This window comes from Anoxybacillus dikiliensis (assembly GCF_050613275.1).
Taxonomy (GTDB): domain Bacteria; phylum Bacillota; class Bacilli; order Bacillales; family Anoxybacillaceae; genus Anoxybacillus.
Genome location: NZ_CP187112.1, coordinates 1,114,943 through 1,131,608, shown reverse-complemented (window position 1 = coordinate 1,131,608; position 16,666 = coordinate 1,114,943). Strand labels below are relative to the sequence as shown.

General features: G+C 40.3%; 13 protein-coding genes and 2 pseudogenes. 2 read left to right on the top strand and 13 right to left on the bottom strand.

What is annotated here, in order from left to right; genetic code table 11:
• Positions 1-13 precede the first annotated feature (13 nt).
• The 10 genes and pseudogenes from ACPF7I_RS05990 to ACPF7I_RS05945 form a co-directional block, all read right to left on the bottom strand.
• Positions 14-528 (bottom strand): annotated as a pseudogene (locus ACPF7I_RS05990) (hypothetical protein).
• A gap of 495 nt (positions 529-1,023) precedes the next feature.
• Positions 1,024-1,374, bottom strand: a pseudogene (locus ACPF7I_RS05985) (DUF4351 domain-containing protein); the annotation flags it as partial.
• Positions 1,375-1,408: 34 nt separating this feature from the next.
• Entirely contained in the window at positions 1,409-3,160 is a 1,752-nt protein-coding gene (locus tag ACPF7I_RS05980; RefSeq protein WP_430744277.1) for an ATP-binding protein, read from the bottom strand.
• A gap of 268 nt (positions 3,161-3,428) precedes the next feature.
• Positions 3,429-6,383 (bottom strand): type III restriction-modification system endonuclease, encoded by a 2,955-nt coding sequence (locus tag ACPF7I_RS05975; protein ID WP_430744278.1) that lies wholly within the window; start codon positions 6,381-6,383, stop codon positions 3,429-3,431.
• A 3-nt stretch (positions 6,384-6,386) separates the two neighbouring features.
• Positions 6,387-8,231: a site-specific DNA-methyltransferase gene (locus tag ACPF7I_RS05970; RefSeq protein ID WP_430744279.1), complete on the bottom strand. Its 1,845-nt coding sequence runs from the start codon at positions 8,229-8,231 to the stop codon at positions 6,387-6,389.
• An 18-nt stretch (positions 8,232-8,249) separates the two neighbouring features.
• Positions 8,250-8,498, bottom strand: a complete 249-nt coding sequence (locus ACPF7I_RS05965; RefSeq protein ID WP_430744280.1) for a hypothetical protein — start codon at positions 8,496-8,498, stop codon at positions 8,250-8,252.
• A 616-nt stretch (positions 8,499-9,114) separates the two neighbouring features.
• Positions 9,115-9,870 (bottom strand): HIRAN domain-containing protein, encoded by a 756-nt coding sequence (locus tag ACPF7I_RS05960; protein ID WP_430744281.1) that lies wholly within the window; start codon positions 9,868-9,870, stop codon positions 9,115-9,117.
• 136 nt (positions 9,871-10,006) lie between these two features.
• A complete protein-coding gene (locus ACPF7I_RS05955; RefSeq protein WP_430744282.1) occupies positions 10,007-10,177 on the bottom strand; it encodes a hypothetical protein in 171 nt (56 codons plus the stop codon).
• Positions 10,178-10,192: 15 nt separating this feature from the next.
• The gene (locus tag ACPF7I_RS05950) at positions 10,193-11,044 is read right to left on the bottom strand and encodes a permease (protein WP_430745960.1); all 852 of its coding nucleotides are present in this window, start codon (positions 11,042-11,044) and stop codon (positions 10,193-10,195) included.
• A 76-nt stretch (positions 11,045-11,120) separates the two neighbouring features.
• Positions 11,121-11,567 carry a MarR family winged helix-turn-helix transcriptional regulator gene (locus ACPF7I_RS05945; protein ID WP_430744283.1) on the bottom strand — a complete coding sequence of 149 codons (447 nt, stop codon included), beginning with the start codon at positions 11,565-11,567 and terminating at the stop codon, positions 11,121-11,123.
• A gap of 390 nt (positions 11,568-11,957) precedes the next feature.
• Between ACPF7I_RS05945 and ACPF7I_RS05940 the strand changes: the two genes are divergently transcribed.
• Positions 11,958-13,178 (top strand): IS110 family transposase, encoded by a 1,221-nt coding sequence (locus tag ACPF7I_RS05940; protein ID WP_430744284.1) that lies wholly within the window; start codon positions 11,958-11,960, stop codon positions 13,176-13,178.
• A gap of 56 nt (positions 13,179-13,234) precedes the next feature.
• On the opposite strand, the gene ACPF7I_RS05935 is transcribed toward ACPF7I_RS05940, so the two are convergent.
• The 3 genes from ACPF7I_RS05935 to ACPF7I_RS05925 all read right to left on the bottom strand — a co-directional run bounded on the left by ACPF7I_RS05935 (position 13,235) and on the right by ACPF7I_RS05925 (position 16,118).
• Positions 13,235-13,585 carry a hypothetical protein gene (locus ACPF7I_RS05935; RefSeq protein WP_430746034.1) on the bottom strand — a complete coding sequence of 117 codons (351 nt, stop codon included), beginning with the start codon at positions 13,583-13,585 and terminating at the stop codon, positions 13,235-13,237.
• Positions 13,586-13,708: 123 nt separating this feature from the next.
• Positions 13,709-15,199 (bottom strand): malate dehydrogenase (quinone), encoded by a 1,491-nt coding sequence (mqo, locus tag ACPF7I_RS05930; protein ID WP_430745961.1) that lies wholly within the window; start codon positions 15,197-15,199, stop codon positions 13,709-13,711.
• Positions 15,200-15,455: 256 nt separating this feature from the next.
• On the bottom strand, positions 15,456-16,118 hold the full coding sequence (locus ACPF7I_RS05925) for a DUF975 family protein (RefSeq protein ID WP_430744285.1): 663 nt from the start codon (positions 16,116-16,118) through the stop codon (positions 15,456-15,458).
• A gap of 167 nt (positions 16,119-16,285) precedes the next feature.
• Here ACPF7I_RS05925 and ACPF7I_RS05920 point away from each other — a divergent pair, with 167 nt between their 5' ends.
• Positions 16,286-16,660, top strand: a complete 375-nt coding sequence (locus ACPF7I_RS05920) for a zinc-ribbon domain-containing protein (protein ID WP_430744286.1) — start codon at positions 16,286-16,288, stop codon at positions 16,658-16,660.
• Positions 16,661-16,666 lie beyond the last annotated feature (6 nt).

Sequence of the window (16,666 nt, the reverse complement as noted above, 5' to 3'; positions counted from 1 at the left end):
ACAATCACTGTGCTTATAACCCTCTTAATCGGTTTCGTTCAATTTTAATCGTATTGTCTTTACCATTAAGCATATCAGCACGCTTGCTTCCATAGATACGAAAACAAGGAGAGCCTTTTATGGCCTTTACTGATAACCGCTGTGTTCCACGAGATTGCTGTTTATTTACATCCACGCATGCACCAAATTCGTCCCAATAAACAATGGCAATGAATTGATTGCTGTCACTTACTTGCTTCTGACCACAAATAAAAGCAAAAATTAGCGTTTTATCTGAATGATTTTGACGGACATTTATAATTTCCTGTATTTCGTTATCACTAAATGTGAAAGACCATGTAAAATCTTCGGAGCCAGATGGGGTAGTATGATATTTTGCATAAATGATGTAACTGTCTTTATTTGTTGTAACCGTATAAATTTGTCTACTTTCATTTTTTTTTCAAACAATGCTGGTGACAATCCACCATTCACTAGCGCAGAAAGCAACGCACCATAATAATAATCTGCCTTACGAATTGTCGTCACTCTGATCCCCCCTAAAATCAAATATCCCCAATCCCATTATACGAAAAGAAAACCGAAAATACTGTCGAATATTGTAGAAACTGATGGGTAAATTTTGAACATTTATTGCTACGTAAGGAGGGATTGTTCCTTCTTACTGGCACACAACGAAAGGGAGCCGGATGACTCCCTTTGTTATATAAGTGTTTAATAAAGAGGAACAGCACCATATCATTTCAACCTCTCAATTTCTTCCACGGACAACTCCGTCAGTTCATGAATCGTCTGTACATCGTAGCCTTTTGCTAGCATCTTTTTCGCAATCTGGCGTTTTTCTTGTTGTAGCCCTTGCTGTAGACCTCGTTCCCCCCTTCTTTCAAGCCTTTTTCTAACGCTTTTTTCTCGTACGAAATAACTCTAACACTTGTTCTTTTTCTTTCGTTTCCATCTCATTCACCTCGCTTCGCAATTGTTGTTTCCACATGCTTCGAGGTGTGGCACCACATCAAGTTTTTCTCAACTTTCAAGCAAATGGTGTACTTCTTCTTCCGTAAGATCCACAAGGGCTGCAATTTCTTTTGGTGTCATCCCTTTTTTCGACATATTGTAAACAAGATGTTTCATTCCTTGCTTAAATCCTTCTGCCAATCCTTCCTTTTTTCCCTTTTGTATTCCTTTTTGTATTCCCTTTTGTTCATACGAGATTAACAATTCAAGCACTTTCTCCTTTTCTTTCGTTTCCATTTCATTCACCTCGTTTCGTAATTGTTGTTCCTCCTCATCCGACAGCTTCACATATGTTTCAAAAAAGCCGATTAACAGTCGCTGCTTTGCTTCGTCTAATTCCATGCGCACAATCATTCGTAAAATATGCTAGTATATCTCCGGTGATCACTTATAATTACAGTTTTTTCATCGAAAAACAATCCTCTAAAAACTTACTTAGTACAATCACCTCAACTTTATTAGGCTTACCGCTGTCAAGAAAGAACTTTCTGTACGGTTCTTCTTCAGATGGGTTGTATGACCGAAAGACGTACGAATGCTTTTGAACATCCTCCACACAATCCCCATCAATAAGTTTAACATCCCAACATATAATTTGGTGCACAAAGGTCAAAGAATGGTTGAAATCTTCTTCGTCCGTTAAGCAGTACTTACATTCTACAAAACGATGCTCAATTGCGTTTGACAAAGGATCGCTTTGCTCTATAAGTAGGTCATATCCAAAATGAGAATTAATGTCTTTAATTTCCCACTTGAAAGTTTTAGGCCAAATAGCTAGAATTTGTGCTAGAACCCATATTACTCCTTGTTCATTCGATGGCTCGATAAACTCCATTGTTTTACCATCTTTTTCAATTCTATATTTCGGTTGTTTTTTACTTTTGTTTACCCTTCTCTTCAAACTGTTTCTCTCGTTTTCTGCTTTTCTTCTTCCTGCCTCGATCCTAACCCTCTCTGCAAAATCTTGGTATTCATCTGTACCGATAATTTCTTCTTCAATAACCTTTTTGGCTGTATTAATAATACACTGCAGCAAATGCTTCGGTGTATTATCAACGGTTGCTCGATTGGCGGTCAGTTCGAATGCTTGACAATTCACGAAAGCATGCCACTTTGTCCATTCTGACTTTTCGGCAAATTCTTGGTTTTTACGCTGAATCGGTATATAATCTTTACACAAATATATGCCATATCTCTCTGAAACCGTATATTGATCTTCTCCTTTATACCTTCCTTGTTTTGCACGTCCGTGCCATTTCAACATCTCGTTGTAGGCTCTTTTCGCTCCGTCCCCCTCCACATAAAAAACAATATCAACTTGGTGCTGTGGATAGTTTATGACAGGTGAACTCTTTACCCATGCTCTAACATAATGATTTTCTGGTCTACGTGAATCAATCTTTCGAAGTTCACGGAAGTCAAAGCACTCATCTGGAAACGGGTGGCCAAATGGGATTTCCTCAAAATCGTTACAATTAATTCCTTTTAGGTACAGTTTACAACTAGGAAGCGTACTGTTAGGAATTTTATTCTTTATGCTTCCCCAAGCAGTGAACCATAAAATATAATCTTTTAGAAATTCATGTTTGAATGTAGCAGTATTACTCCGATCATATCCCCTCACAATAATAAACGTGCCCGAAGAAACATGATCTAGATAGGTGTCCGATTGATCGATTTCTTCAAGTAAAATGCTGGGTGGATCCCCTTCCCCCTTATTCACTACTATATTTAGTTGACGAAACGGGTCTTTTAAAGTAGCTTTAAAAATTTTTCCATCATGAATATATTTGGTGTACACAATCACTTCCGAGCTATTATAAAATATCTTTGTTCCATGTCCCTTCTCACCAATTTTATCCTTATTTCCTCTTTTCGTGCTCCTACCCAGATCAAAAAAACCTTTAAGAGCATCTTTGTCCATACCAATTCCATCATCTCGAATTTCAACGACAAGTTCTTCTTCACCGTATGTTATGTCCGTATAAGCCGCAATTTTTATTTCGCTCGCCTGAGCATCCATGGAGTTAGAAATAGCTTCTCGAATCATTTCCTCTGGACGAGTAAAGTCTCTAGATATTTCTCTTAGTTCTTTTGCGACAAAGACTTGCGGAATATAATTTTCACAAACCTTCACATTCCTCATTAAACTATATCCCCTTCCATGTTAATATTAAATTTCTCAAACAACAAAATGGATGTTACTTCCAATAAAAAATAAGAAGTTATTTGTTAGAAACATCTCCATAGTCTTCATATGCAAGGTAACCCAATGTTATGTATTCTTCACTTACAAAACACTGTATTTATTATTTACAATAAATAATATAACAAAGGTTAGGAAAAAATCCCGTCGAACCTTGTCACAAAATTAAAAAAAGACAGAAGTTTTATCAACTCCTGTCTAATCCGTCCTATCGACCCATTGCTCGGAGCATAAATTCGCCCACATCTTTCTCCGGACCGATGAATTCGACGTTTGTATGGATCGCTTGAAAATGTTTGCGGGCGAAGTCGATTTTCGCTGCTTCTTCTGGACGAAGCTCACCTTCCCAGTCGGTTCCTTTTGTTTCGAGAACAAAGTATAGCTTTTCCTCGCCATCTTTGTCGATGACAAGCGCCCAGTCTGGATTGTAAGCCCCGATTGGCGTGTCGATTTTAAACCAATTTGGCAATTTGACATACACTTTGACGTTTTCATCTCTTTCGAATCGTTGGGCAAAGTCTGCCTCAATCGTAGAGTCGTATACGATATGATCGAACAGCGATTTTTCACTACGAATCGCATTGTTGTTTAAATACGCAAGCAGTTCTTCGTTTTCAAACAGCTCGACGGCATAATACGCATCGTCGCCGATTTTGTAATATTTTACACCGTCTTTCAAAAGCAGCTTCATTTCACGCTGAATGATTTTTGTGACTTCTTCCATAAACTTTTGCGGATTATTTTTAAAATCATCAAGACGTTTGCAGCCGATTAAAATTTCAACAATCGTTTTGCGCGTTAAATTCGTACGGTTTTGCAGTTCGGTAATAACGTCTGGCAACGTATGATGAGCCGTTATATAATCTTCCACCCGCTCGCTGACAGTCTCCAAGTGTACTCCTTCGATGCGGTCAATCGCCACTTGATCTTTTCGGCTTACGATGCGAAGTTTTTCAATACGCGGCATGGACTGAATGCTTTTTATGCTTTTTTGAATGAGTTGATCGCTTTCAATTTGAACGGAGTAGACCGTTTTATATTTAATTCGCTCCCAAAGTTGGCGAAACTCTTCTCCGAAAAACACTTGCTTATTTAATTGCACTCTTTTCTTTTTCGTCGCATCTTTAATCGGCAATCGTTGCAAGTAGTGGCTTATTTCATGCAGAATTGCCTGCTTCCACGGTTGGAACTCATCGCTCATCTTTAACGTATCATTACCTATCGCTTCTTTTAGCTCCGATTTTACCTTCCCTTTATCGTCAATATATCCATGCTGCTTCAACTCTTCATACAACTTAGCCGATAAATCGTACCCCATCTGTTTTGGCTCTTCTGTATCTGGATCGACATACGTTAATTTCGCAAATATATGCTTTTCAATCTTGCCGAAAGTCACGCCTGTTTCTTCTTCCATTTCTTTTTGCAATGAAGCGACAAACTCTTCATACGATTCATTTGCCATCACCGTTAATATGTTTACACTATCATCCTGCACTCGTTCACCGTTTTGATTCACGGCTAAACGGAGCCCGCGACCAATTTCTTGTCGGCGCGATACGTACGTTCCTGCTGAATCTTTTAATGTACAAATTTGAAATACGTTCGGGTTGTCCCAACCTTCACGCAAAGCGGAGTGCGAAAAAATAAAGCGAAGCGGCTCATCCAAACTTAACAACCGTTCTTTGTCTTTCATAATAAGGTTATATACATCTGTATCCGCTTCTGTATTCCCTTTCGTATCTTTTAGCCTTCCTTTTTTATCTTGCGCAAAATAGCCGTTGTGCACTTTTTCAATAGGAATATCGACATCAATATCGTTAAACAATGTACGATATTTTGGTTTTTGGATAAGTTTCTGATACTCTTCTTCAAACATCACAGCATATTTCCCTTTTATCGGGTTGCCATCTTTGTCGTAATCACGATAGTTTGCGACTTTGTCAATGAAAAATAAACTAAGCACTTTAATGCCACGATGACGTAAGCGCAATTCTTTATCTAAATGCTCCTCAATTGTTTTACGAATTTGATAACGTTTAATTATATCATCGTCAATATCACCTATGGCGTCGCCGATTTGCAAATAATGACCGTTTACTTCAATCGACTCGTTCCCCGGCGTCCAGTCAATTTGCTCGACAATATAGTTGCGATATATGTCACGTTCTCCAGAAACATCATATAAGTCATCGCCATATTTCACCGTTTTCGTCGTTCGCTTCACTTTTCCACGCGTTTCGACATCCAGTTCAATCGTTGCTTTTCGTTCCTTCACATCTACTAGCTTGATGTAAGGCACATTAAACGATGGTTCAGATCGAACGGACATGACTTCAATTCGCTTAACAAGCTTTTGATTGTAAGCATCGACCGCATCTAACCTGTAAATCATATTGTATTTATCAACATGTGTCGCTGAGTAACGCAACGTGCATAACGGGTTAAGTGACGCGATCGCCTCTTTTGATTTTGGCGTCGTATCGACGCTTTGCGGTTCGTCAATAATAACAATCGGGTTCGTTTGGCGAATAAAATCAATCGGTCGATAGCCATTTAAACGATCGTTTGGACGATGGATGACGTTTGCTTTATCTTCTTTTTCTGGATCTTCAAAACTTTTGCGAAAAGCATCAATATTAATAACCATCACTTGAATCGTCGTAGCGGTTGCAAAATTGCGGACGCGGTCCAATTTTTGTGAATCGTAAATAAAATATTCTAGCGGCTTGTTGTCATATAGTTCATTAAAATGATCACTTGTGATTTGTAGCGATTTATAAACGCCTTCACGAATGGCGACCGACGGTACAACGATGACAAACTTTGTAAAGCCATAATGTTTATTTAGTTCATAAATGGTTCGCAAGTACACATACGTTTTTCCTGTTCCTGTTTCCATTTCAATTGTAAAATTCATACCGTCTAACTTCTCGCTGCGCGGCAAGCCGTTTTTCAGTTGAACGTCTTGAACGTTTTTTAAAACTTCATCCGACGTAAGGTCTAAACGATTTCCTATCCCGAGCGCTGTTTGAATCATCCCCGCATTTGGTCCGTATGAAACGGTAAAATTCGATTGGCTCAGTTCTTGCCCGTTAAAAATTTGCACAACGGAATCAATTGCTCGTTTTTGGTAGGTTAAATCTCCACGAAACTTTAGCTTCATCTCCTACACGCTCCTTACATCATTGATTCCGTTCTTTTTCAATGTTTGAATGGCGTTCATTTTCACTGAATCATTGATAAAGCCAGATTCTTTAAAAATGACTTTCGGTGATAAATGCTCGGACTTGTATTTCATCATTTCATGGACAATGTCTAAATCAATGTCATTTTCTAGGCACAATAGCACCGAACCGAAACCGACGTTGTAAATCGTTTTACCGTTATAGTCGATTTCTTCAATCGGTGTCGTGAGCGGCAGACCGATTTTTAGTAAAATTTCATACAATAAATCTTCTTTTGTACGGTCTTCTTTCATATTGTTTTGCAAGTCGAGGAGAGTTTGCTCTAAGTTTTCGAAATCTGGATCCCACGTTTTCATGTTCGACGAATCAAGCGTAAACACTTTAAAGCCAATATCCAAATCCGTCTTCCCCGTTTCTTGCACAATCTTTTCCCCCGCACGACGAATGCGCTCTTTACCAATCTCGCAAATGTTTTTGTAGCCGGCTTTATATGCTTCTGATTTTTCGAAGGTGGGTTCTGGTAATTGAATCATCATAAATTTTATATCTTTATCTTGCTCACAGTTGTACTCCACTACAGCATGAGCTGTGGTTGATGAGCCAGAAAAGAAGTCTAAAACAATATCACCATCGTTACAAGTATGACCTATAAACAATTTAATTAGCTCCAGTGGCTTAGGATTCTCAAAAATGTCTTTGTTATTAAAAAGATTGGTCAAAAGATTCGAACCATCACCGGTTTGCGCTAAATTGTATAAAATACTTCTTTGTTTAATGATTTTATTTTTTCCTTCATCAAAATATTGTTTCTCATATGGCTCCCATCTTGTATCTTTTTTTTCCCAATAAATCAGATCATTTTCCAATAAAAACTCCATTTTTTCCCTACCAATTCTCCAACGACCCAAGTTACCGTCTGGGGCATATGGGATACACTCACTACCGTCTGGAGCAGTAATTGGGAAATGCATGCTAGGCCTATCCTCTTTCCTAGCGGTATTTCCCCATTTCGCTAATTTTATAGTTTTGAACCTCCTTCCATTTTCATCAATTTTGTTAAATTCCTTCTCGCTAGCAGTTATCTGCTCATCTTTCCAAGTAAAACCATATCCTTTTCTATAAACAACTATATACTCATGCTCTGTTACGAAATGAGTTTCAGCCTGCCCCCCTCCATATTTTTTCCGCCAAATAAAATTCCCTATAAAATTATCCTCCCCAAATATCTCATCACAAATTTTTTTCAAATTTGCCATTTCGGTATCATCAATGCTAATAAAAATAACCCCATCTTCCCTTAACAAATTCCTCGCCAGTTTTAACCGCGGGTACATCATATTTAACCAATCGGTATGATATCGTCCATTCGTTTCCGTATTGGCTTTTGTTGTTTGCTGCGTCATTTCTTTATAGTTTTTAATGTTATCGCGAAAGTCGTCTTTATAAACAAAGTCTTTGCCAGTGTTATACGGTGGGTCGATGTAAATCATTTTAATTTTGCCAAAGTATGATTTTTGCAATAGTTTCAATACTTCGAGGTTGTCCCCTTCAATATAAAGGTTCTCCGTCGTGTCCCAGTTTTTGCTTGATTGTTTGTCTGGTCTAAGCGTTCCGGTTGACGGCGTTTGCGCGAGTTTCATCGTCTTTGTTTTGCCGTGCCACGTAAATTCATATCGTTCGTTACGTTTTTCAATTTCCTCACCAAGTACAAGTTTTAGTTTCTCAAAATCGATTTTTCCTTCCGTCACGACTTCTGGGAATAGCTTCTTTAATGCTTCGATGTTTGTTCGGACTAAATCCATCGATTTTCCGTCTAGCCTTTCCATCGTTTTTCTCCTTTCATTTTAAATAGATATTTCGTTTAGCTCTGCTTTATATTTTTGCTCTTCTTCCACACCATACAATAACGCTTCATTTTTTGCGATTTTTTCTTTTGCTAAATAGTCCCCTTGCACAAATGTCGGTTCTGTAAAAATAAAGCGAAATTCTTCAATTTGTGAAAGCTCCTTTTTTAGCTCTACAAAAGCATATAGCGTAAAATGAGCTGCCGCAACAGAAAGTTTGCTCCCTTTTTGCATATGCTTTTTGAGCACATCCCCCACTAAACCACGCTGTTTATTATCAATCATTCCTTTGGAGATGTAACATTCAAACTCCTTTATTAATCATAACTTCCATTCGTTTCGACATAGTTTTATTGTATCAAAATAAAGATGTCAAAAACTGTCGCATTTTGTCGATACATTGTAAAGTAACAGAAGAAAAATATACATCACTACTATGAAAAAATAAAGGTCCATCGTTTTGAAAAACGATGAACCCATTCCATTCTTAATCAATTTTTGCTTTTCCACGCCATTTCAATACGTTGTCAAGGTACCCGCCATCAATAAATAAGGCGATTCGTGAATACAAAAACATCCCTTCTCACATAAAAAGCAAAAGGAGCGACACGATGCCGCTCCCTTCTTGACCTGCCATCCATATGAACGACAGCGTTTATTCTATGTACAATTATACAACAAAAACACGACATGTCAACACACACCACCTTTGTAACGTAATGAGCTCGCCTATTGCATAGTGGTAAAATAAAAATCCATAGCTCCTCCCGCTATGGATTGACTCCATTCACAAAACTTTAGGCGGATTTTCACTCCTTCATCTCCATGTCTGTTCCATCCTCTGAAAGCTCTGCGCTATTTTCTACTACACCGTAACGGTTAACTCCATGTCATGCACCATGTCTCGTTGAAGCTTTTTCATTGTTGGTGTCAGCGTTCCGCGTACATAAACGTTTACTTTCAACTGCGGATTAGCATTTGGATGAATAAACTGGATACTCGCTTTATATGTTCCGCCACTTTCTTCAATAAGCCGAAACATAAATTCGCTATAAAAAACGGGGACGTAGCCTAATTTTTCACCTTGTTTCGTCAATACGACAACCGCTTTCGGATCTTTTTGATTTGTCGTTTCTAGTTGAAACGTCACATCATCCTCCACTTGCAAGCGGTCAAGTACTCGTTCCCCATTGTAATATCTCCATCCAGCGATGTGAAACTCAAAGTCGAATTCATTTCCGTATACATAAATAGGAGGGACGAATTCATACGTATCAGTCGCAAGTCTTCCACCAGTCGCACGCAATAAATCCATATTTGTGTAATCATTGGATAACCCATTCGCCCGTAAAATTTCTTGAAAATCTGGACGACGACGATCGGGTAACCGTCGTTCAAAAGGGCCAAACAAACGATTAGATACATAAACTTTATCCATATCCGGAAAAGATATATGGAGGCGATATCCGTTTTTCAATGCTTCAATAACCCCTCTTCTCTGTGCGTATTTCTCATAATAAAACATATATTTCCCTTCATGATGAACTAAATTGCCTACATGATACCGCTGACGAGTACGTTCGTTTTGCCAAATAAGCCAAAGTACAAAAGGTCGACTCATACTTTCACCTCCGTATTTTTTGACCGCTTATCTTCCAAATAAAAACACAATTTTCTCCCTTCCTTCGTCATCATCACCAAAAATCCTGCTACATGTATAACATGAAAAAGCACCAGGCTCTCCTGGTGCTCCGTTGCTAGCAACATGTTTGTTTGTCGTCGTTACAACATTCGTCTTTTTCTTCGCAGCAATCTTCCTGCTCCTCACAACAACCCTCTTTCTCCTCACAGCACGCGTCGTCTTTCACCTCAATCATTTGCACATCGCAACATCCTTTTTCTTTTTGCTCAAATAATTTTTTAAACATATGAATCTCCTCCATTTATATGATGTAAAACAAAAATCCTGATAAGGTCGCCATCGAGATGACCGAGGCGATGAACGCCCAAACGAGTTTCTTATGAAAAATGCTATGCAGTAGTGTAATCTCTGGTAAGCTTGCGCCCGCGGAGCTAATCATAAGCGCCATCATCGGGCCGAGCGCCATCCCTTTCGCAAGAAGCATTTGCGAAATAGGTATCATCGTAGAGAGACGGATGTATAAAGGAATGCCGATGATTGCCGCAAACGGAACAAGCCACCATGTATCACCTCCCATATAGGTTGAAATCCATTCCGTTGGCACAACGCCATGGATGAATGCGCCAATTCCGGCTCCTAACAATAAATACGGATATACGGTTTTCATGAGATGAAGCGTCTCATGCCATGCTTCTTTGAACGTCCGTTTTTTCCCGATAGCTACGTTTCCTTTAACAATGACGCGTTTGACTGCGCGTTCAAATCCGAACGCTTCTAGCATAAAACCGATGAAAATCGAAAGCATCGCCGTCAATAGCGTATATACGACGGCTACTTTGACACCAAGCAATGCGGTCATTATCGTTAAAATCGTCGGGTCAAGTACAGGAGAAGCGAATAAAAAAATCATGACAAGCCCGAACCGAACGTTTTTGTTTAAGAGCGACACGACGACCGGGATGGTCGAACATGAACAAAATGGAGTCACAAATGCAAACATGACAGCAATGATTGCGCCAATGAGCGGATGGCGCTCTGCCAACAGCTGTTGCATGCGATCGTAAGGAATGTATCCCTCAATGAATTGAATAAAAAACGAAATAGCGAGAAAAAGTAGCGTAAGCTCTAACGCTAAAAAGAAAAACGATTGCATCGTTTCCAAACGAATTCCCCCTTTTATTTGCAAAATGCAAATATCTATTCAAGCAATAGGCAAGATTTCTCTTGCCTTAAAACAACGGTTTGCAACAGACTGTTGATTTCGCCATGCATTCGTTCAACAACCGAATGGAGCGGAGAACCGTTTCGCGTTCAAACTCGCTCATATGCGAAAATACTTCGCCTAAATATTCGTTCACTTCTGCGTCGATTTTAGCCACGACGTATTTTCCTTCGGGCGTTAACGATAAGATATAGACGCGTCGGTCTTTGGAATAAGGTGTTTTTTTCACTAAGTTCATTTTGACAAGCGTTTGAATTTGCCGGCTAAATGTTGTAATATCGATCGCTAACGCATCAGCCACTTGTTGCATCGATGGTTCGTTCATTCGGTCAATTTCGTATAAAATATGGCTTTGCACAAGCGATAATTCAACCCCACCAACAGTGCAGCAATTTCGGTCTAACAATCCGAGACGTTTTGTCATCGTGTGGAATAGTTCGCGAACATTTTCCATTTCCTCACCTCTTGATTTTATTATACGTTATTATTTGTATTTTGCAAATAAAAAATGAAAAAATATTTTTTCTTCGTTCATAATCCCTCAGTTCGAACGAACATAAAGAGAAAAATAAAATATAGAGAAAAATAAAATATAGACTCCCATGACAAAAAAATTTCGTCACCATCGGAAGGATGAAAACAACCTTCTGTCGAATGGTCTCCTTGCAGCTGGGGTCATGAGGTCGTTGTATCTATGGTACGTAAAAGTCCGATATATAGACGGACCCCAGTAGTCTGGTGCACCACGGAATGTCGCTCCCTTGAGGGAAGCACGCAGGATAGAATGCTTGAACAAAGGCTACTGCACCAGCTGTTTTTGAGAACGAAGCAGGGAGGGAGACCGATGCGCGTCTTGTATGAACGCTGTTGCGGATTGGACGTGCATAAGCAATCGATTACGGCTTGCGCCCTTACCCCTGAAGGAAAAGAGATTCGCACGTTTGGTACGCTGACCGACGATCTCGAGGAGTTGGTGGATTGGCTGAAAGAAAAAAAGGTGACGCACGTTGCCATGGAGTCGACGGGCGTATATTGGAAGCCAGTGTATAATCTCCTCGAAGCAGAGCCGATCGAAGTGCTTGTCGTCAATGCCCAACACATCAAAGCGGTTCCCGGGCGAAAGACCGATGTCAAAGATGCTGAATGGATCGCAGACTTGCTTCGCCATGGATTGCTAAAAGGGAGTTACATCCCTCATCGGGCTCAGCGGGAGCTCCGGGAACTGGTCCGTTATCGGCGCAGTTTGATCGAGGAACGGGCACGGGAGCTCAACCGCATCCAAAAAGTGCTGGAAGGAGCCAATATCAAGCTTTCTTCGGTCGTATCCGACATCAACGGGATGTCGGCCCGGCTCATCATTCGCGCCCTTATCGAAGGAAAGAACGATCCGGCGGCCCTCGCCCAGCTCGCCAAAGGGCGGCTGAAACAAAAAACGGAAGAGCTCCGGCGCGCGTTGAAAGGAATGATAGGGCCGCATCAACGCATGATGCTGGCCGAGCAATGGCGTCATGTGGAGTATTTAGATGAAGCGATTGCCCGGTTGGATCGAGAAATCGAGGAACGAACGAGCCCTTTTCATGAAGCGCTGGAGCTCATCGATACGATCCCGGGAGTGGGGCGGCAAAGCGCGGAACAAATTGTAGCGGAAATCGGGACGGACATGAGCCGGTTCCCTACCGCCGCGCACTTGGCCTCATGGGCCGGAATGGCTCCCGGGAATCATGAGAGTGCAGGGAAACGGTTGTCAGGTCGAACGAGGAAAGGGAACAAGAAGCTAAGGTCGTGCCTCGTGGAATGCGCCCGTGCCGCCGCCCGAACGAAGAACACGTACCTATCGGCCAAGTATCATCGGATCGCCAAACGAAGAGGAGCGAATCGAGCGAGTGTCGCGGTCGGGAGAACGATTTTAGAAATGATCTATTACATCTTAACTCGAAAGGAACCGTATAGAGAGTTGGGAGCCGACTACTGGGATCGGCAGCGAGAAGCGAGCATCGTGCGTCAAACGGTGAAACGATTAGAGGGGTTAGGGTACGAAGTGAAACTGGAAAAAACGAGTGCATAGCACTTATTAACCATATACATACTGAAATACCTTCCTTTGGAATTCAATTCCAAAGGCTAGGTGGGGGTTGTTTTTTGCCAAATTTTGTTTTCAGGATAGATAAATAAAATTAACCGAATAATTAAAAATTTTCTTGAAAATAGTTGTTTTCGATTTGACAATATGTTCTTAATCATATTGCAAAATGATGAGAAAGGTACTCGTAAAGGCGTTTGGTATGGATCAGAGTACATGTCGCATGTGTGATAGTCCATGCTTTCTTCAATTTGTTTACCAACAGTCATAAGCGGATTTAACGCCGTCAGCGGATCTTGAAAAATCATGCCGATATCTTTTCCACCATAAGTTGTACTTGATAAGTAAAAACGACCATGGTCAAGAAACGAAAAACTCGACTTTACTTCCACATTACTCTTTTTTGTTAAAAAAGAAGTACATATTTTGATGATAAACCTAAAAACAGAACTCCTTTTTTCCCGTTTGATCGCTACGAAAAAAGACAGAAGTCCACCGACTTCTGCCTTTCATATTTATGCAATTTGAAGCGGCATTGTTTCTTTTAAGCCGAGCGTTTGGGCAGCCAATGTTTGTACTTCGCGTAAAAGCGCTTCGTTTTTCATAAGCGATACACCGTAAGATGGAATCATTTCTTTAATTTTTAGTTCCCATTGTTTCATTTCTTTAGGGAAACATTTTTCAATGACTTCAAGCATGACATGAACAGCCGTTGATGCGCCTGGCGATGCACCGAGTAAAGCGGCAACCGATCCGTCATGTGCAGCAACAACTTCCGTACCGAATTGAAGCGTTCCTTTACCGCCTGCTTCTGTATCTTTAATGACTTGTACGCGCTGGCCAGCGATAATAATATCCCAGTCTTCGCTTTTCGCATTCGGGATAAATTCGCGCAGTTCTTCCATGCGTTGTTCTTTTGATAACATGACTTGTTCGATTAAATATTTTGTTAGCGCCATATTTTTTGCCCCAGCTGCAAGCATCGTCAACACATTATGCGGCTTGACGGATGTAATTAAGTCGAACATCGAGCCATTCTTTAAAAACTTCGGTGAAAAACCAGCGAACGGCCCAAATAATAACATTTTCTCATTGCCTATGAATCTCGTATCTAAATGCGGCACAGACATCGGCGGCGCACCAACTTTTGCTTTTCCGTACACTTTCGCATGATGTTGGGCGATAATGTCTGGATTGTTGCATACCATAAATAGCCCGCTTACCGGGAAACCACCAATTCCTCTTCCTTCAGGAATGCCGGATTTTTGTAGTAAATGTAAGCTCCCACCGCCTGCACCGATAAAGACGAATTTCGCTGTATGGACTTCAACTTCGCCGGTTGTAAGGTTGCGTACCTTTACTTCCCATAAATTGTCGCTTGTCCGTTTCATATCTTCCACGTGATGCTTATAATATAAATTGACATGCTTATGTTCTAAATGTTCAAATAACATGCGGGTTAAAGCACCAAAGTTCACATCGGTCCCCGACTCGATGCGCGTGGCAGCAATCGGTTCTGTCACGATGCGGTCTTCCATCATCAGCGGGATCCACTCTTTCAATTGTTGTGGATCATCTGAAAACTCCATTCCTTTAAATAACGGATTGTTTACCATCTGTTCAAAGCGCTTTCTCAAAAATGCAACATTTTCTTCCCCCTGCACGAAACTCATATGCGGGATTGGCATAACAAAGTCCCTCGGATTGCGAATGCGCTTGTTTTGAACGAGATAAGACCAAAATTGAAGCGATTGTTGAAATTGTTCGTTAATTTTGATCGCTTTGCTTATATCAATTGATCCGTCCGCTTTTTCTACTGTGTAGTTTAGTTCACAAAGTGCGGCATGACCCGTACCTGCATTGTTCCATTCGTTCGAACTTTCATCTGCTGGTTGATCTAGTCTTTCAAACACTGAAATCTCCCACTCTGGTGCTAACTCTTTCAACAACGTCCCTAAAGTCGCACTCATAATCCCCGCACCAATTAAAATGACATCTGTTTTCATCATTGAACCCCCTAAATGTTCATTCCGATCTGGCCAACATTTCCCCTCATTTATTATAACACATTTAAATTATAGTATGTCACTATTATTCTTCATTTTACAAACGTGTTTATATGATTAAATAAGAACGGCTTCATTCGCTCATTTCCGACAAAAAGAAACAATATTCTTTTTTTAATGATTTTACAAAATCATTCGATATTTTTCTAGCTTTATTTATAGAAAAAAAACGAACAAGGTCGCCCTTGTTCGTTTTTTATTCGGCTGTCACTTCCTGCTTGCGAATAAATTGATCATAAAATGCAGCAAGCGATGTATAAACGTAAGGAATAAGCCATAAAAGTCCGATACCAAGCGTAACGATGGACAGAAGCCCCCAGCCGATGAAGCTGAGATATAACAAAAATAACTTTCCTTTATATCCTTTCATGCGCTTTTTACTTTCGCTAATCGCTTGAAGTGCACTGTACTCTGGGTGATCCTTTAGTAAAAAGAACGTTTGTGAGTAAGATAACGACTTAATAATTCCCGGGATGATGAACAATAAGCTCCATAAAATGATAAAAAGAGCGATTAATAGCGACGTACCGATCAATTTCAAAACTAATTTTCCGTTTTGATACACCGTAAACAGCGGGGAAATACGAACCGGTTCATTCCGATACACATCTAAAAATACCCAATACATCGCGATGCTGAGAGGAATGAGCGCAAGGGAGATAATCATGCTTACGATAGAGGCTGAAGTTGGCACCTCTTCTTGATCAAGCCATGTTTCCCATCCCCCGCTTAGTACAACTTCAACGGCCATTGGAAAAACAATAGTTACAGCCGCATACACGAGCATAAAAAGCACTGCGCTACCCCATTTTCCTCTTAATGCATCTCTTGCCTGACTCCTCAACGATGATAACGTCATAAACTGAGCCTCCTTTTGCGTATTGCTTACACATGTAATTTATGATGTCATTACTTAATCTAGCATATATATTTACAAAATAGTACCTTTTTTTCAAAACATGAAATGAATTTTCTCTGTTTCTTGTATATAATGGAACGTATGAATATAGCGAAAGGGGAAAAAACATGAAAAGTATAAAACCTGGCCGTGGACCGTCGATGCAAGGATTTATTGGCAGCATCGCCACCATTTTATTTGGCGTATTTTGGACATTTATGACCTTTTCGATTACAAAAGATTCTCCGTTTCCAGGAACACAAATATTTCCGCTGTTCGGACTGATTTTTGTTGGGCTTGGTATTTTTCAAGCCGTCTACCATTATAAAAATGCGACAGGAAAAGAGCGGATGTCCATCGTCGATATCGTTGATGAACATGAAGAGAAAGATCCGCTAAACGCTCGCTTCGTCCATCATGAAGAAGGGAAGTTTTGCCCATACTGTGGAACAAATGTACAAACAGATTTTCGCTTTTGTCCATCTTGCGGAAAAGCATTATAAAACCGA